We start from the raw sequence: 22,572 nt of genomic DNA, 5'->3' as shown, positions 1-22,572 counted from the left end.
AGGTATGGCCATTTCCCCAGAGCGACTCCTGGAACGGGTTAATGCGGTGCTGGGTGAATTAGTTGCCGGCAGCGTCTGCGCCTACGACGAGGCAGAAATCGAAGTCGCTCCCGAAAATCTCTATGCCGCTATGCAGCAACTGCGTGATGCGGAAGGCCTTCAGTTTGAGCAACTGCTGGATATTGCTGGCGTTGATTATGCCGCGTATGGACAAGATGAATGGACAACGGATGAAGCCAGTAATACGGGGTTTAGTCGGGGCGTAGATGGTTTTTCAACCGGTCGTCTCGGTTTGACTGGCATCTATGGCGTGCAGGAGATCACATCGAATACGGCACGCCGGTTTGCCGCGGTTTATCACCTGCTGTCGGTAACCAACAACTTGCGGTTACGGGTGCGTTGCTTTGCCGCCGATGATGATATGCCAATGCTCGACTCGGTGATGCCGATTTGGGCCTCGGCCAATTGGCAGGAAAGAGAAGCCTTTGACCTCTACGGCATTTTGTTTACAGGGCATCCAGACTTGCGCCGCATTCTTACAGACTATGGTTTTGTTGGTCATCCATTTCGCAAAGATTTTCCGCTGATTGGCAATGTGGAAGTGCGTTACGACGAAACCAAGGGCCGAGTCATTTACGAGCCGGTCTCTATTGAACCGAGAGTGCTCGTTCCACGGGTAATTCGAGATGACAATCGGTATGCGGATCCTGCCGCTGCGGAGGAGCCGAAGAATGGCTGAAATTAATAGCTACACCGTCAACTTTGGGCCTCAGCACCCGGCTGCACATGGCGTGTTGCGGCTAGTGCTTGAGATGGAAGGCGAGGTTGTGCGGCGTGCCGATCCTCATATTGGCCTACTGCATCGTGCCACCGAAAAGCTTGCCGAGACCAAGCCGTACAATCAAAGCATCGGTTATATGGATCGGCTCGACTATGTGTCGATGATGTGTAACGAGCATGCTTATGTACTGGCTATTGAGAAATTGCTCGGCATTACGCCGCCTGAGCGGGCGCAATACATTCGGGTGATGTTCGATGAAATCACTCGAATCCTGAATCATTTGCTTTGGATTGGCGCGCACGGTCTTGATGTGGGCGCGATGACGGTCTTTTTGTATGCGTTTAAAGAGCGTGAGGAGCTGATGGACTGTTACGAGGCTGTCAGTGGTGCGCGCATGCACGCCACGTATTACCGGCCTGGTGGAGTCTATCGAGACTTGCCTGACACCATGCCAAAGTATCGGTCTTCTGAGTTTCGGTCAGAAAAAAACCTGAAGCAGATGAATGAAGATCGCGAAGGCAACATGCTCGATTTTATTGAGGGATTTTGTAGCCGTTTCTTAGTCACCGTAGATGAGATAGAAACTCTGCTGACCGATAATCGGATTTGGAAGCAGCGCTTGGTTGATGTGGCAGTGGTTTCACCCGAGCGTGCGTTGCAGCTTGGCTTTACCGGTCCAATGCTCCGCGGTTCTGGGGTTGAGTGGGATCTGCGTCGTAAGCGCCCTTATGAAGTTTACGACCGTATGGACTTTGATATTCCTGTCGGTACGAATGGCGATTGCTACGATCGGTACTTAATCCGGATGGAAGAGCTTCGCCAGTCGGTCAAAATTATTCGACAGTGCGTGGAGTGGCTTCGTCGTCATGAAGGCCCTGTGATGATTCAAGATCACAAAGTGGCACCGCCGTCTCGAGAAGAGATGAAAGACGATATGGAGTCGTTAATCCATCACTTTAAGCTTTTTACAGAGGGTTATTGCCCGCCGGAGGGTGAGGTTTATGCCTCCATTGAAGCACCCAAAGGCGAGTTTGGCGCGTATATCGTTTCTGACGGCGCAAATAAACCGTATCGACTTAAGCTAAGGGCGCCTGGGTTTGCGCATATGGCAGCGATGGATGAATTAGCAAAGGGGCATATGTTGGCGGATGTGGTCACAATCATGGGAACGTTGGACATTGTTTTTGGGGAGGTTGACCGGTGAGCGGTACAGCAGAACCCATTGAGGCAGGTCTTACCGAGCAAGAGCGCGCAGAAATCGATGCGTGGCTTACGCGTTTTCCGGATTCCCCAGAAGGAAAACGCTCAGCCGTAATTCCTGCGCTGCATATTGTTCAGCACAATAGTGGTGGGTGGTTGCCTCGGGCCCGTATGGATGCCGTGGCGGAATACTTGGAGCTTGCGCCCACACGCGTTTATGAAGTGGCCACGTTTTACGGCATGTTTGATGTTGAGCCAGTGGGTCGGCATAAGGTCAATATCTGTACCAATATCTCGTGCATGCTGCGTGGGTCGAATGAGATTGTGGCGTATGCAGAAAAAAAACTGGGTATTCGGCTTGGTGAAACGACCAGCGATGGTCGAATCACTTTAAAAAGGGAGGAGGAGTGCCTGGCGGCTTGTGCCGGTGCACCGATGATGTTGGTAGATGAGGTGTACTACACCGAGTTAACCCCTGAGAAAATCGATCAAATCCTCGACGAGCTGGAGTAATTAATGACTGGCGCATGTTATACAACACGGCATTTTGATGAGCCTTGGACGCTGGAGAATTACCGCGCCATTGGTGGCTATCAAGCGCTTGAAAAAGTGCTGCGTGAGGGAATGACGCCTGATCAAGTGATTGAAGAGGTGAAAACCTCTAATTTGCGCGGTCGCGGTGGCGCGGGTTTTCCAGCAGGGATGAAGTGGAGCTTTATGCCAAGGAGTGCTCCGGGGCCGAAGTATCTGCTGTGTAACTCTGATGAATCTGAGCCTGGCACCTGCAAGGACCGTGATATCTTGCGGTTTAATCCCCATGCGGTGGTAGAAGGCATGATTATTGCCGGTTATGCCATGGATGCCACGGTTGGATACAACTATATGCGTGGTGAATTTATTAAAGAGCCGTTCGAGCGCATGGAGCAGGCGGTTAAAGAAGCGCGAGAGTTAGGTTATTTAGGGAAAAATATCCTCGGCTCAGGCTTTGATTATGAAGTACACAACTATATAGGCGCTGGCGCGTATATCTGTGGTGAAGAGTCAGCCCTGATGGAGTCTTTGGAAGGCAAGAAAGGCATGCCCCGCAACAAGCCGCCATTTCCTGCGCAAGCCGGTTTATATGGTCGGCCAACCACAATCAATAACACAGAAACGCTAGCGTCGGTGCCTGCAATTATTCGCAACGGGGCCCAGTGGTTTTTGGAAATGGGTAAACCCAATAACGGTGGCTGCAAAGCGTTTTCAGTATCTGGCCATGTTGAAAAGCCGGGTAACTTCGAGATCCCGCTTGGTACGCCTTTTGCCGACTTACTGGCCATGGCTGGCGGGGTTTGGAAAGGCCGAGAGCTTAAAGCGGTTATTCCCGGTGGCTCGTCGATGCCGATGTTGCCAGGTGCGACTATGCTTGAGGTGGATATGGACTATGACTCCATCGCAAAGGCGGGTAGTGCGCTAGGCTCAGGTGCTGTGGTGGTGATGGATGAAACCACAGATATGGTCGAAGCCATCCTGCGCATCAGTCGATTTTACTATGCCGAGTCCTGCGGCCAATGTACGCCATGCCGTGAAGGCACAGGCTGGATGTATCGAGTCATTAAACGTATTTACGAAGGTGGCGGCCGCCCAGAAGATATTGAGTTATTAGAATCAGCGGCAGGCCAAATTGCTGGGCATACGATTTGCGCGTTTGGTGAAGCAGCTGCATGGCCGGTACAGGGAGTTCTCAGACATTGGCGACATGAGTTTGAGTACTACATCGAACACAAGCGGTCTTTGGTTGAGGCAGCAGCATGAGCGCAGTCGTAGAAAATACGGAAAAGGTTTCTATAGAGATTGACGGGCAGACTGTTGAGGTGCCGAAGGGCGCGTCAATTATCGCGGTTGCCGACGAATTAGGTATCGACATTCCGCGATTTTGCTATCACAGCAAACTCTCAGCACCGGCTAACTGCCGGATGTGTCTGGTGGATGTGGAAATGGGCGGGCGCCCAGTACCCAAACCTTTGCCGGCCTGCATTACCACCGTGGCGGAAGGCATGGTGGTGCGGACGGCCTCAGAGCGCGCGCTTAAAGCTCAGCAGGGTGTTATGGAGTTTCTGCTGATTAACCATCCGCTTGACTGCCCCATTTGCGATCAGGGTGGAGAGTGTGAGCTGCAGGATCTTGCGTTGGGTTATGGGCGCAGTGTCTCGCGATTTGTTGAGCGCAAGCGCGTTGTTAAAGATGAAAACCTGGGTCCCCTGATTGCCACAGAGATGACGCGGTGTATTCATTGCACCCGATGTGTGCGGTTTTTGGATGAAATTGCGGGCACCTCTGAATTAGGGGCCATGCACCGCGGCGAGCATACCGAGATTGGAACTTTAGTCGGAGACGGTGTGCACTCTGAGTTATCAGGCAACATCATCGATCTATGCCCTGTCGGAGCGCTAACGTCTAGACCCTATCGGTTTACCGCAAGAGCGTGGGAGATGACCAGTCATGCGGGTATAGCGCCACATGATTGCTTGGGGTCTAACATTGAGCTTCATCAGCTCCGCGGCCGTATTAAGCGTGTGGTGCCGCGCGATAACGAAGCAATTAATGAATGCTGGATCAGCGATCGTGACCGATTTTCTTATGAAGGCGTGGTTAGTGAAGATCGGTTGCTTGCACCGCTTCTGCGTGAGGGCAACCAGTGGCATGAGGTGGATTGGCAGACAGCGCTTGAAGCGGTGGCCAATGCCCTGCGTGACACGGTCGATGCGCATGGTGCCGATGCAGTCGGTTGCTTAATTTCACCGTCGGCAACAACAGAGGAAATGGCGCTGCATAGCTTACTCATGCGCGCATTGGGTAGTGACAATATCGATACGCGCCTGCAGCGCGCAGATTTTCGCGACGGTACATCGACAGAGGGCTTTCCTGGCTTAGAGACGGCATTTTCTAAACTAGACAGCCAAGATGTGGTGTTACTCATTGGCGCGTATCCGCGTCATGAGCAGCCACTGCTCAATCATCGGTTGCGTAAAGCTGCGTTAGCCGGCGGTAAGGTTCTAGCCATCAACCCCTGTGGCTTTGACTGGAATTTCGATTTGGCACAACAAGCCATTGCGCATGTTGGGGAACTGCCGGCTGTGCTCGCGGCCGTGGCTCGAGTGGTGGCGCGTGAAAAAGGCACTACAGAACCGGCTGCATTGGCGGCTTGGAAAGCACCAACCACCGTATCTAGCGAGACCATCGAGAAGCTTGCTGTCATAGTGGCTGGTGAAGGCAAGAAAACGATTTTGCTTGGAGCGCTTGCCGAGGGGCATCCTGCGGGCGCGGAGTTACGCTATTTAGGGGCATTGATTGCAGAGCTTAGCGGTGCTGGCTATGGCGCGCTCACACCGGGCGCTAACTCAGCAGGGGCATGGCTTGCCGGGGCGCTGCCAGATCGCAGGGCCGATGGCAGTGCGGCTAACGGGCTTGATGCGAAGGCCATGTTATCTGACCCCCGTAAAGCTTATGTGCTGCATGGGTTAGAGCCAGACCATGATTTACAGGACCCGCAATTAGCCGAGCAGGCGTTTGCCGCGGCTGAGCATGTGATTGCCTTTAGCAGCTGGGATACGCCGGCTTTAAGACAACAAGCCAGTATTCTTTTGCCATTGGCGGCATTTGGTGAAACGGCCGGTACGTTTGTGAATGCCAATGGCCACTGGCAGATATTTGGTGGAGTCGGCCAGCCTTTGGGAGAAGCGAGGCCGGGTTGGCGAGTGCTACGAGTACTCGGCAATATCCTCGAGACTCCCGGGTTTGACTATGAAGCGCCAGACCAAATTCATGCTGAGGTAAAGGCTCAGGCAGGTGAGGCAGCGGTGGCGCGGCCATCGATTGAAAATGCATTAACGCCGCTTGATGCATCTGCAGACATGCAGCGTGTGGGAATCCTCGGCCTATACGGCGTCGATGCGTTGTCTCGTCATGCGCCGAGCTTGCAAGCCACAGATCAGGCGCAGCCTGCCGAGGTGGTGCTTAATCCGGCCGATGAGGTGGTTAAGGGCTTAAGCGAGGGCGATAAAGTTAGCGTGACGCAGTCGGCAGCAAGCCAAACCTTTATCGTTCGTTTTGATAACAGGGTGCCAGTAGGAAGCTTTTGGCTGCCTGGCGGGCTTGAGAACACGGCGGGTCTGGGGCCGATGAATGGACCGGCAACGCTAGTGGCAGCAGGAACAAGTGCATGAGCGAACTGATTGAGCTGGCATGGATTGTGGCTAAGATTGTGGCCTTAGTGGTTCCGCTATTTGTGGCCGTGGCCTACATGACCTATGCCGAGCGCAAGGTGATTAGCGCCATGCAGCTGCGTCGTGGGCCAAACCGCGTGGGATGGCATGGATTGCTGCAGCCCATTGCTGATGCGCTCAAGCTTTTGATGAAAGAAGTGGTGTTGCCGTCAAATGCCAACCGGTTTTTGTTTGTGTTAGCGCCAATGCTGGCCATCATGCCGGCTTTGGCCGCCTGGGCCGTTCTGCCGCTTGGCGAGGGTATCGTTATTGCCGATATCAACGCCGGATTGCTGTACGTCTTGGCAATGACCTCGATGGGCGTTTACGGCATCATCCTAGCCGGTTGGGCATCTAACTCGAAATATGCGTTGCTAGGGGCAATGCGAGCTGGAGCCCAAGTTGTCTCTTATGAGATTGCGATGGGGTTTGCGCTGGTGGGTGTGTTGATGGCCGCTGGCAGTCTGAATATGAGCGAGATTGTGCATGCTCAAGCAGGACCAATATGGAATTGGTTCTGGCTGCCATTGTTGCCATTATTTGTGGTTTATTGGATTTCTGGCGTAGCCGAAACCAACCGTTTGCCGTTTGATGTGGCAGAGGGTGAATCGGAAATCGTGGCGGGCTTCCATGTGGAATATTCGGGAATGGCGTTTGCTATTTTCTTTTTGGCCGAATACGCCAATATGATTTTAATCTCTGGTCTGGCGGCCGTGATGTTCTTGGGTGGATGGTATTCGCCGTTCCATGGTCTTCCAGTGCTGGGTCCAATGTTTGATTGGGTGCCAGGAATTATTTGGTTCTGCCTGAAAATTTGCCTGTTTTTATTTTTATACATTTGGTTTAGGGCCACTTTCCCGCGTTATCGCTACGATCAAATTATGCGGTTGGGTTGGAAAGTGCTTATTCCGGTTACTGTCGTGTGGCTAATCGTTGTCTCCGGCATGGTGTTAACCGAGTTTGGGCCGTGGTTCTAAAGAGTCTAAGGGGCTAGGTATGCAAGCCGTAAAATCGTTTTTTGACACATTTTTGCTCACCGAGCTGTTAAAAGGCATGAAGCTGACTGGCAAGCATTTGTTTGAGGCGAAATACACCTTGGAGTATCCCGAGGAAAAGGCCCCGCAGTCTCCGCGGTTTCGCGGTTTGCACGCATTGCGTCGTTACCCTAACGGCGAAGAGCGTTGTATTGCCTGTAAGCTGTGTGAAGCGGTTTGCCCTGCACTGGCAATTACCATTGAGTCAGAACAGCGTGATGACGGCACGCGCCGAACCACGCGCTACGATATTGATCTGTTTAAATGCATTTACTGTGGCTTTTGTGAAGAATCGTGCCCCGTTGACTCGATTGTTGAGACACGGATCCATGAGTATCACTTTGAGCAGCGGGGCGAGCAGATCATTCGTAAGCCAGAGCTATTAGCGATGGGCGAAAAGTATGAGGCACAGCTAGCCGAAGATCGGATGGCTGATGCGCCGTATAGATAATAACGAGCACGTGACGAGGTAGTCAGTGATAGAGAAAGTGATTTTTTACGTCTTTGCCGGCATTTTGCTTGCCGCGGCACTGCTCGTCATCACAGCGCGTAATCCGGTTCACTCAGCGCTGTCGCTTGTTCTTGTTTTCTTTACCAGTGCCGCGTTGTGGCTAATGGCAGAAGCCGAGTTTTTAGGTATTGCGCTGATCTTGGTCTATGTGGGCGCGGTCATGGTTTTATTCCTGTTTGTGGTCATGATGCTGGATATCAATATCGCGGTTATGCGTGAGGGTTTTTCGCGCTACCTACCATTGGGCGCGCTTGTCGCTGTCATCATGGTGCTGCAGATGTTGTTGGTAATTGGTGCGGCCGGCGTCGATCTATCAGGATTTGCAGAGGCCACTAACCCGGCACTGAGTGAAACAAATAACATTCGCATGCTGGGTAACGTGCTCTATACCGTTTATGTCTACCCCTTTGAGCTGGCAGCGATGGTGCTGTTACTCGCCATTATCGCTGCGATTATGTTAACGCTGCGTCGGCGAGGGGGAACGCGGCATCAGGATATTAATAAGCAGGTCCGAACCACCAAAGCCGAGCGGCTGCGTATGGTTCGTATGGCCAGTGAACAAAAAAACGAGCAATAAGGACAACCCGGGGCATTCATGATTGAGCTCTCAGATTACCTGGTACTCAGTGCACTGCTGTTTTCGATCGGCATGGCAGGGATTTTTCTGAATAGGAAAAATGCCATTGTTTTATTGATGTCGATCGAGCTCATACTGCTTGCGGTTAACTTTAATTTTATCGCCTTTTCGCATTTTCTAGGCGACATTCATGGTCAAGTGTTTGTCTTCTTTATCCTTACCGTAGCTGCCGCAGAATCGGCCATCGGATTGGCGATATTGGTGGTCCTGTTCCGTAATCGGGGCACGATTAATGTGGGCGATCTAGATACGATGCGGGGTTAGGCGATGAAATTGATCTATCTACTCATCGTATTAGCTCCGCTGTTTGGTGCCGCGGTAGCGGGTCTGGCGGGTGGCGCAATTGGACGGGCAAATGCACACCGGCTGACCATTCTAGCTGTGGCGGTGTCTGCTGGATTGTCCCTATGGGTGCTTTATCAGCATGTATCGGGCACCGCGACCTCATTTAACGAAACGATTTACACCTGGGCGATGGTGGGAGATCTGCGCTTAGAGGTGGGTTTTTTGGTTGATCGGCTAACTGCCGTCATGATGGTGGTCGTCACCACGGTCTCTTTGGCAGTGCATGTTTATACCGTGGGGTATATGCATGATGATCCGGGTTATCAACGCTTCTTTAGTTATATCAACCTGTTCACGTTTGCCATGTTAATGCTGGTCATGGCCAATAACTTCCTGCAGCTATTCTTTGGCTGGGAAGCCGTGGGGCTGGTGTCTTATCTGCTAATTGGTTTTTGGTACAAAAAAGAGTCTGCCATCTTTGCCAATCTTAAGGCGTTTTTGGTCAATCGCGTGGGTGATTTCGGCTTTTTGCTGGGTATTGCCGCGGTGTTGTTCTACTACAACAGTCTGGATTATGTTGAGGTGTTTGGTGCTGCCCGTGCCGCGCCCGAGTTAACCATGTCCATCTTTGGCACCGAAGCCCTAGTGGTAACGGTGGCTTGTCTGTTGTTGTTCATTGGCGCGATGGGTAAATCTGCGCAGGTGCCGCTGCATGTGTGGTTGCCAGACTCAATGGAAGGCCCTACCCCTATCTCGGCATTAATTCATGCGGCCACGATGGTGACGGCGGGTATCTATTTGGTGGCAAGGATGTCGCCCTTATTCGAGTTCTCTGAAACCGCACTAACCGTCGTGCTGGTCCTTGGGGCGATTACCGCCTTATTTATGGGGCTCGTTGGATTGGTTCAGCATGATATCAAGCGGGTAATCGCATACTCCACGTTGTCTCAGCTGGGGTATATGTTTGTTGCTCTTGGCGCATCGGCTTACGCGGCAGGCGTATTTCACTTAATGACCCATGCCTTTTTTAAAGCGCTACTTTTCTTGGGCGCCGGCGCCATTATCGTAGCCTTGCATCACGAGCAGGACATGCGGCGTATGGGTAATTTACGGCGTTACTTGCCGATTACCCACATCACGATGTTGCTTGGTACGTTGGCGCTAGTGGGTACGCCGTTGTTTTCGGGGTATTACTCCAAGGATGCGATTATTGAAGCGGTGCATCTTTCTGATCGGGCGGGTGCCGGATTTGCGTATGTTGCCGTCTTGCTAGGCGTTTTTATTACCTCTTTGTATAGCTTTAGGCTTTATTTTCTAGTGTTCTGGGGCGAAGAGCGTATTGATCCGCATGCCCGTGAGCATATGAGTCATCTGCCTCGCTACGTACTGCCGGTAATGCAGTGGCCATTAATTCTACTGGCAATACCTTCAGTTGTTATTGGCTACTTTACGATTGCGCCTATGCTGTTTGGCGGGTTCTTTGGCGAGGCGATTTTTGTTGCGCCGGCCAATGATGTGCTGGCGCTGCTTAGTGAGAAGTTCCACGGCTCGTTTGCGTTTGCCCTGCACGCAGCCGTTAACCCCGCATTTTGGCTGGCGGTTGCTGGAGCGATCGTCGCCTGGTTCTTCTTTAATTTCCGCCCATCGCTATTGCCGATGGTCAATGCACGGCTTAAGCCCGTTATTGAGGTGTTAGAGAATAAATACGGTTTTGATGTGCTCTACAATCAAGGGTTTGCGGGCGGAGGTCGGCTACTCGGTCGGGCGCTTTGGCGCGTTGGAGATCAAGGCCTCATTGATGGGCTCATTGTTAACGGCACGGCTAGAACGATTGGCCGTTTGGCGGGGCTACTGCGAGGCGCCCAATCCGGATATTTATATCATTATGCGTTTGCCATGATTTTGGGGTTATTGCTGTTGTTGAGCGTTTTTGTGGCTAATTGGCAGGGTTGGTTTTAAACATGTTTGAAGGGTTGCCATTACTTAGCCTATTAGTTTGGTTGCCGGTGCTCGGTGGAGTGGCTGTGCTGTTAACGGGCGCTCAAAACGCAGAACGGGCACGCTGGTTTTCACTGGGCATAGCGGTTGTGGTGTTCTTGCTTTCGCTGGCCCTTTGGCAAGGGTTTGAGACGGGTGAGGCGGGCATGCAGTGGGTTGAGCGGAATGCTTGGATTGCTGCATTTGATATTTATTACCACCTTGGCGTCGATGGCATTTCTATGCCCTTGGTGGTACTGACTGCGTTCTCGACTTTGCTGGTGGTAATCGCAGCATGGGAAGTGGTGCGGTATAAGCCGGCTCAGTACCTGGCGGCGTTCCTCATTATGGAAGGCATCATGATTGGTGTCTTTAGCGCGCTTGATGCCATCTTGTTCTACGTCTTTTTTGAAGCCATGTTGATACCGATGTTTTTAATTATCGGTATTTGGGGTGGCCCAAATCGCATCTATGCCACCGTTAAATTCTTCCTGTACACCTTTCTTGGCTCGGTTATGATGCTGATTGCCTTGATTTACCTGCGTATTCAGGCAGGTAGTTTCGGCATTACCGATTTTTATGGCTTAGCGCTCCCGCTGGGTACGCAGGTAATGATTTTCTTGGCGCTGTTAGCCGCCTTCGCGGTGAAAGTGCCGATGTTCCCAGTCCATACCTGGCTGCCTGATGCGCACGTCGAAGCGCCCACGGGGGGCTCGGTTATTTTGGCGGCCATTACGCTCAAAATTGGCGGCTATGGATTTCTGCGGTTTAGCTTGCCTATTACGCCCGATGCCAGCTTAGCGTTGGATTGGCTCTTAATCGGCTTATCTTTAATCGCGGTGGTGTATATCGGCTTAGTCGCTATGGTTCAGGAAGATTTGAAAAAGCTGATTGCCTACTCATCGATCGCCCATATGGGGTTTGTTACCCTCGGGTTTTTTCTCGTGTTTCGGATCATTGCAGCAGGTGGCGGTGAGAACGGCGCGCTGCTTGCGCTAGAAGGCGGGATGGTTCAGATGATTTCGCATGGCTTTATATCGGCGGCGATGTTCTTATCGGTGGGGGTGCTTTACGACCGGATGCATACCCGCATGATCTCTGATTTTGGCGGGGTGGCAACCCGTATGCCGGTTTTTGCCGGACTTTTTGTTCTGTTTGCGATGGCTAATGCTGGTTTGCCGGGTACTTCGGGCTTTGTTGGCGAGTTTATGGTGATCCTCGCCAGCTTCCAAGCGGGCTTTTGGTATGCCGCGGTGGCTGCATTAACTTTGATTCTAGGCGCAGCCTACAGCCTGTGGATGATAAAGCGCGTGGTGTATGGCGAGGTTAAAAACGATCAGGTCGAGGCGCTGGAAGACATTAACCGTCGAGAGTTACTCTTGTTGGGTAGCTTGGCCGTGATCATCCTATTCTTTGGTGTTTTCCCGGCGCCGTTAATTGCTGTGATGGAGCCGTCGCTTGCTGCGCTGCTCCAAATCATGGTGCCAACCCTTTAATGCTGGTTTGAGGACAAATATGACCTTTGAGATGCCTCAATTTGCCTTAGCTGCCCCAGAAATCTGGTTGGGCGTGATGGCGTGCGTGGTACTGGTAGCTGATTTGTTCGATCGCAGCAAAGACAGCCGTATTGCTTTCTTTTTAACCCAATTCACGTTTGTGGTGGCCATTTGGCTGGCTCTTTCGACGCATTGGGGAGAGGGCGTTCAACATACCTTCAATGGGATGTATATCTCTGATAATTTGGCGGGTTTATTAAAAGCTTCAATGGCCGCATTAGCCGCATTAACCGTGGGTTATAGTCGTGATTATTTGTTGCAGCGAGATCTGCTAAAAGGCGAGTTTTTTCTGCTTGCACTGATCGCTTTGCTCGGCATGTTTGTGATGGCCTCCGCGGCCAGTATGCTCATTTTATACATGGGGCTTGAGCTTCTGTCTTTGAGTCTTTATGCGATGGTCGCGTTTGATCGCGATAGTCGGGTTGGCTCCGAGGCAGCCATGAAATACTTTGTGCTCGGTGCGCTGTCCTCGGGCATGTTGCTGTATGGCATGTCTATGATTTATGGGGCCTCTGGCAGTTTGATTATTACAGAAATTGCTGCCACCGCAGCCAGTGGTCAAAACGGGCTATTACTCGCCTTTGGAATGACGTTTGTTTTGGTTGGCGTAGCATTTAAATTTGGTGCCGTGCCTTTTCATATGTGGGTGCCTGATGTTTATCAGGGTGCGCCTACCGCAGTGAGTGCCTTTTTAGGTAGCGCACCAAAAATTGCCGCGCTGGCGCTGTTTTTGCGGCTATTGGTAGAGGGGCTTGGCGATCTGCATGCGCAATGGCAGCTTATGGCCATTATCCTCGCGGTTGGCTCTCTTGCTGTGGGTAATTTGTTTGCGTTAATGCAGACCAACCTTAAGCGAATGTTCGCCTACTCAACCATTTCGCATATTGGCTTTTTGTTCCTCGGTTTAATTGCAGGCACCGATGAAGGGTATGCGGCCGCGCTATTTTATGCCATTAGCTATGGGATTATGTCCGCGGGCGGCTTTGGCATGATTATCCTGCTCTCACGGCGGGGCTTTGAAGCCGACATGATCGATGACATGCGCGGTTTGAACGATCGGCATAGTGGCTTTGCGCTGGTTATGCTTTTATTGATGTTTTCAATGACGGGAATTCCGGGCACCGTTGGTTTTTATGCAAAATGGATGGTGTTGCAGGCATTGGTTGAGGCAGGTTTAGTTTGGCTTGCTGTATTAGCCGTTGTTTTTGCAGTGATTGGTGCTTTTTATTATCTGCGGGTGCTCAAGAGTGTTTATTTCGAGCGACTCGAAGATCCAATGCCAATTGAAGCTGCAATGGGCACTCGTGCTGCCATGATGGGCACCGGTGGTGTCGTGTTGCTACTGGGGCTCTTCCCCGGTGCGCTCATTGCGGTATGCCGCGCCGCGTTTGGGTTGTAACCAACAATGAGCCAGCCCGTTGCGATTGTGCTGTTAATGGTGGCCGCACTGATCGCGGCTAACTTACCGTGGTCAACTGAAAAAATCGGACTGATTTGGCGGCCTGCATCGGGTAAGAAGTCTGAATGGATCCGTTTAGGCGAGTGGCTGGTGCTCTTTGGCCTGGTCGGACTGGCAGGTGCCGGCCTTGAATATCGTAGCCAGGGCCAACTGCAGCCTCAGGGCTGGGAATTTTGGGTCATCGCCCTTTGTCTTTTTGCGGTCTTTGCGTTGCCTGGTTTTATTTATTACCACGACTTGCGACGTCGTCTGCAGAAAAGACATCACAAACGTGCCCCTTGAAAAAACCGGCGCGCATCCCTATGCTTGTCGAGGTCGGTTGCGGGGTGGAGCAGTCCGGTAGCTCGTCGGGCTCATAACCCGAAGGTCGCAGGTTCAAATCCTGCCCCCGCTACCAAATAGGCATCATTGGGAAGGCCGTTTGACGGCCTTTTTTTTTTGTTCCGGCATAAGTCGGAAGCAGGATGAATGAGAGCGCCAGATCGCGTAATTAATCTTATCCGCCCAACGGTTGAGGGGTTAGGATACGAATTCGTTGGAGCGGAGTACCATCCCGCCCGGCGTCAGGGGCTTTTGCGAATTTACATCGATAGCCCCGAAGGCGTTGAAGTAGACGACTGCGCGCGGGTAAGCCATCAGGTCAGCGGTGTCCTTGACGTAGAAGACCCCATTCCGGGTGAGTACACGTTAGAGGTTTCCTCACCGGGTTTAGACCGCCCAGTATTTGAATGGTCAGATTTTGAGCGCTTCGCTGGTGAGCAAGCTCGAATTCGGCTGCGCGGCTTGATAAACGGCCGCCGCAAACTTCAGGGCCGGTTAGTGGGTTTGCAAGGTGACACCGTCGTGATTGAAGAGGATGGGGAGCAGGTTGCTGTTTCTCTTACAGACATTGATCGAGCATTTATAGAGCTCGAGCCCTGAGTTAAGTTGGGCCATCGGGAGAATGGAAGGACGATGAGCAAAGAAATTCTGCTGGTTGTGGATGCAATCGCTAATGAGAAAGGCGTTGAGCAAGAGGTTATTTTCGAAGCCATTGAGGCTGCATTGGCCTCAGCAACGGAAAAGCGCCATGACGAGGAAATAAAAGCCCGAGTCTCGGTTGATCGAAAGACGGGAGATTACGAAACCGTCCGGCAGTGGCTTGTGGTCGCTGATGATGAAGAAATCGAATTTCCGGAACAGCAAATTCCCGTTACGACGGCGCAGGCTCAGGATGCTAGCCTGAACGTTGGGGATGTAATCGAAGAGCCACTGCCTTCGGTTGATTTCGGTCGCATTGCGGCACAAGCGGCCAAGCAGGTGATCGTTCAGAAAGTGCGCGAGGCAGAACGGGCGAAAGTGATTGAAGCCTATCGCGACCGAGTTGGCGAATTAATTACCGGCATTGTAAAGCGCGCTGAGCGAGGTAACGTATTTTTGGATCTCGGTGGCAATGCCGAGGCCTTTATTCCGCGAGAAGAAATGATTCCGCGGGAAGCCGTGCGACCCGGGGATCGTTTGCGCGCATGGTTGCGTGAGGTCAGAGAGGAAGTGCGTGGGCCACAACTCTTTGCTAGCCGCGCAGCACCTGAATTTTTGCTTGAGCTGTTTAAAATTGAGGTGCCGGAAGTGGGGCAGGATCTTTTAGAAATCCTGGGTGCGGCCAGAGACCCTGGTATGCGGGCAAAGATTGCTGTGCATGCGCTTGATGTTCGAATTGATCCGGTCGGCGCCTGTGTTGGAATGCGCGGCTCGCGCGTGCAGGCCGTTTCTAATGAGCTTTCGGGCGAGCGTATCGACATTATTTTGTGGGACGAAAATCCCGCTCAATTTGTGATTAACGCAATGGCGCCGGCGGAAGTGGAGTCTATCGTTGTAGACGAAGATCGGCACAGTATGGATATCGCTGTTGGCGAAGATCAGCTCTCCCAAGCGATCGGTCGGGGTGGGCAAAACGTTCGTTTAGCCAGTGAGCTGACCGGCTGGGAACTCAATGTTATGACGGCCGACGAAGCGGAAGCAAAGAGCGAAGCGGAAGCGGCAGAGTTGGTGAACCTATTTATTGCGCAGCTTGATGCAGATGATGATCTTGCGGCACTGTTGGTAGAGGAGGGATTCTCCAGTGTGGAGGAGGTAGCCTATGTGCCAACAGCAGAGTTGCTGGAGATTGAAGGCTTTGATGAGGACTTGGTGAATACGCTGCGTCAACGCGCCAGAGACGTACTCGCAGAGCGCGAGGCAGAAGCTCAGGCCGCGACCGGGCCGGCTGAGGACTTGCTGGCAATGGAAGGAATAGATCCGGGCTTGGCTGAGCGATTAGCTGCCGCTGGTATTCGAACCATGGAAGATTTGGCTGAGCAGTCTGTAGATGATTTGTTGGATGTTGAAGGTCTCGATGCGGAGCGTGCTGGGGCGCTGATTATGAAAGCGCGCGAGCCATGGTTTGCCGAAGAACAAGGCGGCCAGGCGTAGTCCAGGCATATCCGTAGACGGAGGTGGTAGAAATGTCGCAGAACACGATTAGAGAATTTGCCGAGCGCACAGACGTTCCGCTTGAGCGGGTTGTGGTGCAGCTTCGTGAGGCAGGTGTTGCCAGCGACGATCCCGATGCTGTGTTGAGTGATGCAGACAAAGAAGCGTTGCTAGAGCATCTGCGTAAAACGCATGGGCGATCTGAGGAAGGTGAGGATGGAGCGCCATCACAAATCACCCTCAAACGCCGTAGCCATAGTCAACTGAAAATGCCGTCTGGCGGCGGTGAGAGACGCGCCGGGGCCAGAGGAACTCGCAGTCCTGCATCAGCACGTACCGTTAATGTGGAAGTGCGTAAAAAGCGCACCTACGTTAAGCGCAGCGTTGTTGAGGCCGAAGCGGCCGAGCAAGACGTGCATGTTCTTGAGCGAGTCCTCGCCGACGATTTAGCTGCTGCAGCCGCGGCGGCAGAAGAGGCAGCCGCCGCCGCCGCAGCCGAGGCAGCTGCAGCTGAAGCCGAAGCCGCGGCAGCCGAGGCAGCAGCTAAAGAAGCCGCTGTTGTGTCATCTGATAAACAACCTGCAGATGCCGAGCCAGCGTCGGAGCCCGAAGCTGAGGCAAGCATTGCAGACATCGAGGCAGAGCAGGCAAAAGCCGACTCAGAGGCCGCCCGTAAAAAAGAAATTGAAGACGAAAAAGAGCGCAAACGGCTAGCTGCTGAGGCTAAGCGTGAGCGTGAGTCTGAAGAGCGCGCGGCGCGAAAGGCGTCTCGTGGTAAAGGTAAGGGCCGCAAGAAACCAGATGGCCGTACGGCGCGGTCGGCTCGTGGGCCTGCGGGCGCGGCAAGCACCGCATTGCAGCAAGAGTTTGAGCGTCCAACAGCACCGGTTGTGCGTGACGTACAGATTCCTGAATCGATTACGGTAGGCGAACTAGCCCAGCGCATGAGTGTGAAGGCGGCCGACCTGATTAAGGAGATGATGAAACAAGGTGTGATGGCCACGATTAATCAGGCGATTGATCAGGATACCGCGATCTTATTGGTCGAAGAGATGGGCCATCGTCCGCATGTGGTGCGTGAAGAAGATTTAGAGGAAGCCGTTTTCGGCCGCTCTGGTGAGCCCGAGGGTGAGAAGGTCAGTCGGCCACCAGTAGTCACCATTATGGGTCATGTTGACCATGGTAAGACGACGTTACTGGACTACATTCGCCGGGCCAAAGTGGCTGCAGGCGAAGCAGGCGGTATTACTCAGCATGTGGGTGCCTATCGGGTTTCTAGTGATCGTGGCGATCTGACCTTCCTCGATACACCTGGGCATGAGGCATTTACTGCCATGCGCGCGCGTGGGGCGCAGGTCACCGATGTGGTTGTGCTTGTAGTAGCAGCCGATGACGGGGTGATGCCACAGACGGAAGAGGCCGTTAAACACGCGCGAGCGGCGGGCGTGCCCATTGTCGTTGCCGTTAATAAGATCGATCGCGAGGATTCAGATCCCGATCGTGTTAAAACTGAACTCGGTGCTCTAGAAGTTATCCCCGAGGAATGGGGTGGCGATACGCAGTTTATCCCTTGCTCTGCGTTAACCGGCGAAGGGGTTGAAGACTTACTTAGCGCTATTGCTCTGCAGGCTGAGTTGTTAGAGCTAACAGCTGTTCAGGATTGCCCCGCCACCGGTGTGGTGGTTGAGTCTAGTTTGGATCGTGGACGCGGCCCGGTCGCAACCGTGCTGATTCGTAACGGGGTGCTGCGCCAGGGAGATAATATTATTTCCGGCAGCGAATATGGTCGGGTACGGGCGCTACTGGATGAGCGCGGTGAGCGAATTGAGGAAGCTGGCCCATCAACCCCTGCGGTTGTGCTGGGTTTATCAGGTCTGCCGGAAGCCGGCGATGAAGTTCTTGCCGTTGAAGACGAGAAAAAAGCGCGGGAATTAGCAGATCGTCGCCGTGAGAAAAGCCGTGATAAACGGTTGCAGGCGCAGAAAGCCGCTAATATGGAAGAAATCTTCTCGCAGATGCAAGACCAAGAGGTTAAAACCGTTAACCTGGTGGTCAAGGGTGATGTGCAGGGCTCTGTTGAGGCGCTGACCCAGTCATTGGTTAACCTCTCCAATGAAGAAGTCCGTATTACGGCAATCTCAACGGGTGTGGGCGCCATCAACGAATCTGATGTGAACCTGGCGCTTGCCTCTGAGGCGTTGTTGATTGGGTTTAACGTACGTGCCGATGCAAAGGCGCGTCGCTTGGCGCAGGAAACGGGCGTAGAGCTTTATTATTACAGCATTATTTATGACGCGATTGATCAGCTCAAAGCCGCCATTAGTGGGATGCTTGAGCCGGAAACTCAAGAGCAGATTATTGGCCTTGCCGAGGTGCGTGATGTCTTCAGGTCATCACAGCTTGGGCAGATTGCCGGCTGTTTGGTGGTCGACGGTGTTGTGAAACGCAACAATCCGATTCGTGTGCTACGCGATAGCGTTGTGGTCTTTGAGGGCGCACTGGAGTCGCTGCGCCGGTTTAAAGATGACGTGAAAGAAGTTCGCTCCGGCACAGAGTGTGGTATTGGCGTGAAAAATTACAACGATGTGCGGCCAGGCGATCAAATTGAGTGTTACGAGCGTATCACCATTCAGCGTAGCCTATAGGGGTTACGGGAATGCCTAAGGACTTCTCACGCAGCCATCGAGTGGCTGAGCAAGTGCAACGCGAGCTTGCCGAGCTGATTCGAGATGAGGTTCGTGACCCACGTGTTGGGTCCGTAACCGTCTCTGAGGTGCGGGTGAGTCGGGATTTTGCGCATGCTGATGTGTACGTTACCGGGCTTGGAATGGATGCCGAGGCCTCGCAGGCGATGACTCGCGTGTTAAACGGGGCAGCCGGGTTTTTGCGGCGCGGTCTTTCGCGACGAGTGCAGTTACGAACCGTGCCAGCACTGAAATTCCATCATGATCCTGTCTTTGATCGTGGCGCCCGCCTTAATCAGTTGATTGATGAGGTGGTTGAGCGTAAGCCAGAGGATTGATTGTCTCGTGCCGCGACGCAGAAATGGCAGAGATATCGATGGGATTCTGCTGCTCGACAAACCCGAAGGGATTAGCTCCAATCACGCTTTGCGCCGCGTCAGTCGGTTGCTGAATGCCCGAAAAGGTGGGCATACCGGTAGTTTAGATCCTTTAGCTACAGGCCTTTTGGTTTTGTGTTTTGGGCGGGCTACACGGATTTCTGAGTGGCTACTTGGGGCTGAAAAAACCTACCTGACGACGGCGCATTTAGGGGCCACGACCACAACGGGTGATCGTGAGGGCGAAATTGTTCTTGAGCGCAATGTGCCGGCCCTATCTGACGCACAGATTGAGGATGTGCTTGCGGAATTTCGGGGTAAACAAGAGCAAATCCCTCCGATGTATTCCGCGCTTAAGCACGAAGGGCGTCGCCTGTATGAGATTGCGCGTGAAGGGGTCGAGGTTGAGCGGCCGCCACGCTCGATTACCGTGCACGAGTTACGTGTGGAAAAATACGCAGGGAATCGGCTGTCTTTATTTGTTCGTTGCTCAAAAGGCACTTACATTCGCACGTTGGTGGGCGATATCGGCGAGCGGTTAGGCTGTGGTGCCCACGTAGATACGCTCCGGCGGGTGTCGCTTGGCCCATTTAAACAGGCACCAATGATAGAGCTGGAGGCGCTTGAGCGGCTAGCCGCTAGTAATGGAGTTAGTGCAGTTGAGGCGCTGCTTCAGCCAATCGATGCGGGGCTTGCAGGCTGGCCGGCCGTGACGATTGCCACAGAGAAAGCCGAGTATTTCTGTCAAGGACAGACCGTGCCCACTCAATCAGATGATGTGGGCGCCCTAGTTAGAGTGCATGATGCACAGGGAGAGTTGCTGGGTATGGGAGAAATTCAAGAGGAATTGTGCGTTGCGCCTAGAAGATTGCTTGTCCAGCGCCCTCGCCAAGGCTAGAATGCTCGTTTAGTTGAGATAAAAGAATCAATCAGGAGTCATCGATGTCCCTAAATGCCGCCCAAAAGCAGGAGATTGTCCAAAACTATGGTCGCTCCGATGGCGATACCGGATCACCGGAAGTTCAGATTGCGCTACTTACCGCGCGTATTCAGCATTTGACCGAGCATTTCTCAAGTCATAAGCAAGATCATCATTCTCGCCGCGGCTTGCTTAAACTGGTCAATCACCGCCGGCAGTTGCTTGACTATCTCCACCGCACCAGTCTTGAGCGGTACCAGAGCGTTATCGAGCGTCTCAAACTGCGTAAGTAAGACACTGAACAAAACTGATCAAGGGTGAAAATATAGTGACTCCTACTGCTGTCAAGAAGTCGTTTCAGTTTGGCGAACAAACCGTAACGATAGAAACCGGAAAAATCGCGCGCCAAGCAACGGGCGCTGTCTTAGTGAATATGTCTGAAACGGTTGTGCTGGTCACAGTCGTTGGTAAGCGCGAAGAAGTACCGGGGCGGTCTTTTTTGCCGCTGACGGTTAACTACCAAGAGCGTACTTACGCGGCTGGTAAAATTCCTGGGGGCTTTTTTAAACGTGAAGGCCGTCCTAGCGAAAAAGAAACCTTGGTGTCGCGGTTAATTGACCGGCCAATTCGCCCGTTATTTCCCGAAGGGTTCTCCAATGAAGTGCAGGTGATCGCTACGGTTATCTCGCTAAACCCTGATGTGGATCCTGATATTCCTGCCATCATCGGTACGTCTGCAGCGCTTGCGGTATCGGGTGTCCCCTTCGACGGCCCCGTGGGCGCAGCGCGCGTTGGCTACAAAGATGGCCAGTTCTTGCTCAACCCTACGATCAGCCAGCTTGAGGGTTCAGATTTAGATTTAGTGGTTGCCGGTACCAAAGATGCCGTATTGATGGTGGAGTCAGAGGCAAACTGCCTGCCTGAGCAAACCATGCTTGATGCCGTTCTTTACGGTCATGAACAAATGCAGTCTGCCATTAATGCAATTAATGAATTGGCTGCAGAAGCGGGTAAGCCACGGTGGGAGTGGTCAGCGCCGCCGGCTGATGAAACATTGGCAGAGAAAGTTGCGCAGGTTGCACAGGTATCGCTAACCGAAGCCTACGCTATTGCCGATAAACAGGCTCGCCAAGAAGCCATTGCGGCGGTGCGTGAGCAAGTGGCTAATGAACTGGTCGCTATTCCTGACGAGCGTGAAGGCTGGTCAGCTGATGAGGTGTCCGATAGCTTTAAATCACTCGAAAAGAAAATCGTACGCGGACGTATCCTGGCTGGTGAAGCCCGTATTGACGGCCGTGATATCCGAACAGTGCGTCCGATTGATATTGAGGTAGGTACCCTACCGCGTACTCATGGCTCGGCCATCTTTACGCGTGGCGAAACCCAAGCCATTGTTGTGACTACACTTGGAACAGGGCGCGACGCGCAAATCATTGATGCGATCGAGGGCGAGCGCCGCGAGCCATTTATGCTGCATTACAACTTCCCTCCGTATTGCGTGGGCGAGACTGGGTTTGTGGGTTCACCAAAGCGACGTGAAATCGGTCATGGCAAGTTAGCCAAACGCGGTATTCAGGCGGTCATGCCTGAACCTGAAGATTGCCCTTACGTGGTGAGAGTGGTCTCTGAAATTACCGAGTCTAATGGTTCAAGCTCAATGGCCTCCGTTTGCGGTACCAGCTTATCGTTGATGGATGCCGGTGTGCCGATTAAGGCGCCAGTGGCGGGCATCGCCATGGGCTTGATCAAAGATGCCGATCAATTTGCCGTGCTAACCGATATTTTGGGTGATGAAGATCATCTCGGTGACATGGATTTCAAAGTGGCGGGTTCCAAAGATGGGGTAACCGCCTTGCAGATGGATATCAAAATCCAAGGCATTACGCGCGAAATCATGGAGCAGGCCCTGTCGCAAGCCCGTGAAGGACGATTGCATATCCTCGATAAGATGAATGCGGTTATCACCGAGCATCGCGATGAAATGTCGGCTTATGCCCCCCGTTTGATTACCCTGCGTATTGATCCAGAGAAGATTCGTGACGTAATCGGTAAGGGTGGTGCCACAATTCGTACGCTCACCGAAGAAACCGGCACAACGATCGATATTCAGGATGACGGCACCGTCACAATTGGTTCAGTTGATAAAGCGGCGGGTGAAGAGGCGCGTCGTCGAATTGAATTGTTAACGGCAGATGTTGAAGTGGGCCAGGTTTACGAAGGCAAAGTCATTAAACTGATGGACTTTGGCGCGTTTGTGAATATTCTGCCTGGCCGAGATGGGCTTGTGCACATCTCACAAATCTCGCATAACCGGGTAGAAACGGTGGCCGATGAGCTCTCAGAAGGGCAGTCAGTCAAAGTTAAAGTGCTCGAAGTGGATCGGCAGGGACGCATCCGCCTCAGCATAAAGGCGCTTGAAGAAGCCCCTGTCGAAGAGTAATTCTTCCATAAAAATCA

Annotated in this window: 20 protein-coding genes and 1 tRNA gene; all 21 read left to right on the top strand. The window is 52.8% G+C overall.

The genetic code is table 11. From position 1 onward, the window contains the following. The first annotated feature begins 4 nt into the window (after positions 1-4). The 21 genes from GH984_RS02055 (at position 5) to pnp (ending at position 22,555) form a co-directional block, all read left to right on the top strand. Complete coding sequence (locus tag GH984_RS02055) at positions 5-739, top strand: NADH-quinone oxidoreductase subunit C (protein WP_153718540.1); 735 nt, start codon at positions 5-7, stop codon at positions 737-739. Beyond that, the gene (locus tag GH984_RS02050) at positions 732-1,985 is read left to right on the top strand and encodes an NADH-quinone oxidoreductase subunit D (protein ID WP_153718539.1); all 1,254 of its coding nucleotides are present in this window, start codon (positions 732-734) and stop codon (positions 1,983-1,985) included. The genes GH984_RS02055 and GH984_RS02050 overlap by 8 nt, the downstream gene beginning before the upstream one ends. Continuing rightward, positions 1,982-2,494, top strand: coding sequence for an NADH-quinone oxidoreductase subunit NuoE family protein (locus tag GH984_RS02045; protein ID WP_369691892.1), 513 nt, complete (start codon positions 1,982-1,984; stop codon positions 2,492-2,494). Before GH984_RS02050 ends, GH984_RS02045 begins: the two co-directional genes overlap by 4 nt. Positions 2,495-2,497: 3 nt before the next feature. Then, positions 2,498-3,775: an NADH-quinone oxidoreductase subunit NuoF gene (gene nuoF / locus GH984_RS02040; RefSeq protein WP_153718538.1), complete on the top strand. Its 1,278-nt coding sequence runs from the start codon at positions 2,498-2,500 to the stop codon at positions 3,773-3,775. Further along, positions 3,772-6,186 carry an NADH-quinone oxidoreductase subunit NuoG gene (nuoG, locus tag GH984_RS02035; protein ID WP_153718537.1) on the top strand — a complete coding sequence of 805 codons (2,415 nt, stop codon included), beginning with the start codon at positions 3,772-3,774 and terminating at the stop codon, positions 6,184-6,186. Before nuoF ends, nuoG begins: the two co-directional genes overlap by 4 nt. Further along, the gene (gene nuoH, locus GH984_RS02030; protein ID WP_153718536.1) at positions 6,183-7,202 is read left to right on the top strand and encodes an NADH-quinone oxidoreductase subunit NuoH; all 1,020 of its coding nucleotides are present in this window, start codon (positions 6,183-6,185) and stop codon (positions 7,200-7,202) included. Before nuoG ends, nuoH begins: the two co-directional genes overlap by 4 nt. 19 nt (positions 7,203-7,221) lie before the next feature. Continuing rightward, positions 7,222-7,710 carry an NADH-quinone oxidoreductase subunit NuoI gene (nuoI, locus tag GH984_RS02025; RefSeq protein ID WP_153718535.1) on the top strand — a complete coding sequence of 163 codons (489 nt, stop codon included), beginning with the start codon at positions 7,222-7,224 and terminating at the stop codon, positions 7,708-7,710. 25 nt (positions 7,711-7,735) lie between these two features. Continuing rightward, complete coding sequence (locus tag GH984_RS02020; protein WP_439959274.1) at positions 7,736-8,347, top strand: NADH-quinone oxidoreductase subunit J; 612 nt, start codon at positions 7,736-7,738, stop codon at positions 8,345-8,347. A gap of 18 nt (positions 8,348-8,365) precedes the next feature. Then, positions 8,366-8,671: an NADH-quinone oxidoreductase subunit NuoK gene (nuoK, locus tag GH984_RS02015; protein WP_153718534.1), complete on the top strand. Its 306-nt coding sequence runs from the start codon at positions 8,366-8,368 to the stop codon at positions 8,669-8,671. Between the two features lie 3 nt (positions 8,672-8,674). Beyond that, positions 8,675-10,651 (top strand): NADH-quinone oxidoreductase subunit L, encoded by a 1,977-nt coding sequence (gene nuoL, locus GH984_RS02010; protein WP_153718533.1) that lies wholly within the window; start codon positions 8,675-8,677, stop codon positions 10,649-10,651. A 2-nt stretch (positions 10,652-10,653) separates the two neighbouring features. Next, entirely contained in the window at positions 10,654-12,165 is a 1,512-nt protein-coding gene (locus GH984_RS02005; protein ID WP_153718532.1) for an NADH-quinone oxidoreductase subunit M, read from the top strand. A 19-nt stretch (positions 12,166-12,184) separates the two neighbouring features. Beyond that, positions 12,185-13,624, top strand: a complete 1,440-nt coding sequence (nuoN, locus tag GH984_RS02000; RefSeq protein ID WP_153718531.1) for an NADH-quinone oxidoreductase subunit NuoN — start codon at positions 12,185-12,187, stop codon at positions 13,622-13,624. A 6-nt stretch (positions 13,625-13,630) separates the two neighbouring features. After that, positions 13,631-13,966: a DUF2818 family protein gene (locus GH984_RS01995; protein WP_153718530.1), complete on the top strand. Its 336-nt coding sequence runs from the start codon at positions 13,631-13,633 to the stop codon at positions 13,964-13,966. A gap of 38 nt (positions 13,967-14,004) precedes the next feature. Next, positions 14,005-14,081 (top strand) — tRNA-Met (locus GH984_RS01990). A 71-nt stretch (positions 14,082-14,152) separates the two neighbouring features. Continuing rightward, positions 14,153-14,605 carry a ribosome maturation factor RimP gene (gene rimP, locus GH984_RS01985; protein ID WP_153718529.1) on the top strand — a complete coding sequence of 151 codons (453 nt, stop codon included), beginning with the start codon at positions 14,153-14,155 and terminating at the stop codon, positions 14,603-14,605. 33 nt (positions 14,606-14,638) lie between these two features. Continuing rightward, positions 14,639-16,135: a transcription termination factor NusA gene (gene nusA / locus GH984_RS01980; RefSeq protein ID WP_153718528.1), complete on the top strand. Its 1,497-nt coding sequence runs from the start codon at positions 14,639-14,641 to the stop codon at positions 16,133-16,135. Between the two features lie 32 nt (positions 16,136-16,167). Then, positions 16,168-18,780 (top strand): translation initiation factor IF-2, encoded by a 2,613-nt coding sequence (gene infB, locus GH984_RS01975; protein WP_153718527.1) that lies wholly within the window; start codon positions 16,168-16,170, stop codon positions 18,778-18,780. 11 nt (positions 18,781-18,791) lie between these two features. Further along, complete coding sequence (gene rbfA / locus GH984_RS01970) at positions 18,792-19,157, top strand: 30S ribosome-binding factor RbfA (protein ID WP_153718526.1); 366 nt, start codon at positions 18,792-18,794, stop codon at positions 19,155-19,157. Between the two features lie 7 nt (positions 19,158-19,164). After that, a complete protein-coding gene (gene truB, locus GH984_RS01965; protein WP_369691891.1) occupies positions 19,165-20,094 on the top strand; it encodes a tRNA pseudouridine(55) synthase TruB in 930 nt (309 codons plus the stop codon). 44 nt (positions 20,095-20,138) lie between these two features. After that, the gene (gene rpsO, locus GH984_RS01960) at positions 20,139-20,408 is read left to right on the top strand and encodes a 30S ribosomal protein S15 (RefSeq protein WP_153718524.1); all 270 of its coding nucleotides are present in this window, start codon (positions 20,139-20,141) and stop codon (positions 20,406-20,408) included. A 35-nt stretch (positions 20,409-20,443) separates the two neighbouring features. After that, a complete protein-coding gene (pnp, locus tag GH984_RS01955) occupies positions 20,444-22,555 on the top strand; it encodes a polyribonucleotide nucleotidyltransferase (protein WP_369691890.1) in 2,112 nt (703 codons plus the stop codon). Positions 22,556-22,572: the final 17 nt, after the last annotated feature.

This window comes from Spiribacter salilacus (assembly GCF_009649225.1).
Lineage (GTDB): Bacteria > Pseudomonadota > Gammaproteobacteria > Nitrococcales > Nitrococcaceae > Spiribacter > Spiribacter salilacus.
Note: the sequence above shows the minus strand (reverse complement) of the source record. Positions and strands in the feature narration are given on the sequence as shown.

Coding starts and splice junctions, on each gene's coding strand:
- rpsO (WP_153718524.1), top strand. CDS start 20,139: ATGTCCCTAAATGCCGCCCAAAAGCAGGAGATTGTCCAAAACTATGGT.
- nuoK (WP_153718534.1), top strand. CDS start 8,366: ATGATTGAGCTCTCAGATTACCTGGTACTCAGTGCACTGCTGTTTTCG.
- nuoG (WP_153718537.1), top strand. CDS start 3,772: ATGAGCGCAGTCGTAGAAAATACGGAAAAGGTTTCTATAGAGATTGAC.
- rbfA (WP_153718526.1), top strand. CDS start 18,792: ATGCCTAAGGACTTCTCACGCAGCCATCGAGTGGCTGAGCAAGTGCAA.
- nuoH (WP_153718536.1), top strand. CDS start 6,183: ATGAGCGAACTGATTGAGCTGGCATGGATTGTGGCTAAGATTGTGGCC.
- GH984_RS02055 (WP_153718540.1), top strand. CDS start 5: ATGGCCATTTCCCCAGAGCGACTCCTGGAACGGGTTAATGCGGTGCTG.
- nusA (WP_153718528.1), top strand. CDS start 14,639: ATGAGCAAAGAAATTCTGCTGGTTGTGGATGCAATCGCTAATGAGAAA.
- GH984_RS02005 (WP_153718532.1), top strand. CDS start 10,654: ATGTTTGAAGGGTTGCCATTACTTAGCCTATTAGTTTGGTTGCCGGTG.
- GH984_RS01995 (WP_153718530.1), top strand. CDS start 13,631: ATGAGCCAGCCCGTTGCGATTGTGCTGTTAATGGTGGCCGCACTGATC.
- GH984_RS02050 (WP_153718539.1), top strand. CDS start 732: ATGGCTGAAATTAATAGCTACACCGTCAACTTTGGGCCTCAGCACCCG.
- nuoI (WP_153718535.1), top strand. CDS start 7,222: ATGCAAGCCGTAAAATCGTTTTTTGACACATTTTTGCTCACCGAGCTG.
- rimP (WP_153718529.1), top strand. CDS start 14,153: ATGAGAGCGCCAGATCGCGTAATTAATCTTATCCGCCCAACGGTTGAG.
- nuoN (WP_153718531.1), top strand. CDS start 12,185: ATGACCTTTGAGATGCCTCAATTTGCCTTAGCTGCCCCAGAAATCTGG.
- nuoF (WP_153718538.1), top strand. CDS start 2,498: ATGACTGGCGCATGTTATACAACACGGCATTTTGATGAGCCTTGGACG.
- nuoL (WP_153718533.1), top strand. CDS start 8,675: ATGAAATTGATCTATCTACTCATCGTATTAGCTCCGCTGTTTGGTGCC.
- infB (WP_153718527.1), top strand. CDS start 16,168: ATGTCGCAGAACACGATTAGAGAATTTGCCGAGCGCACAGACGTTCCG.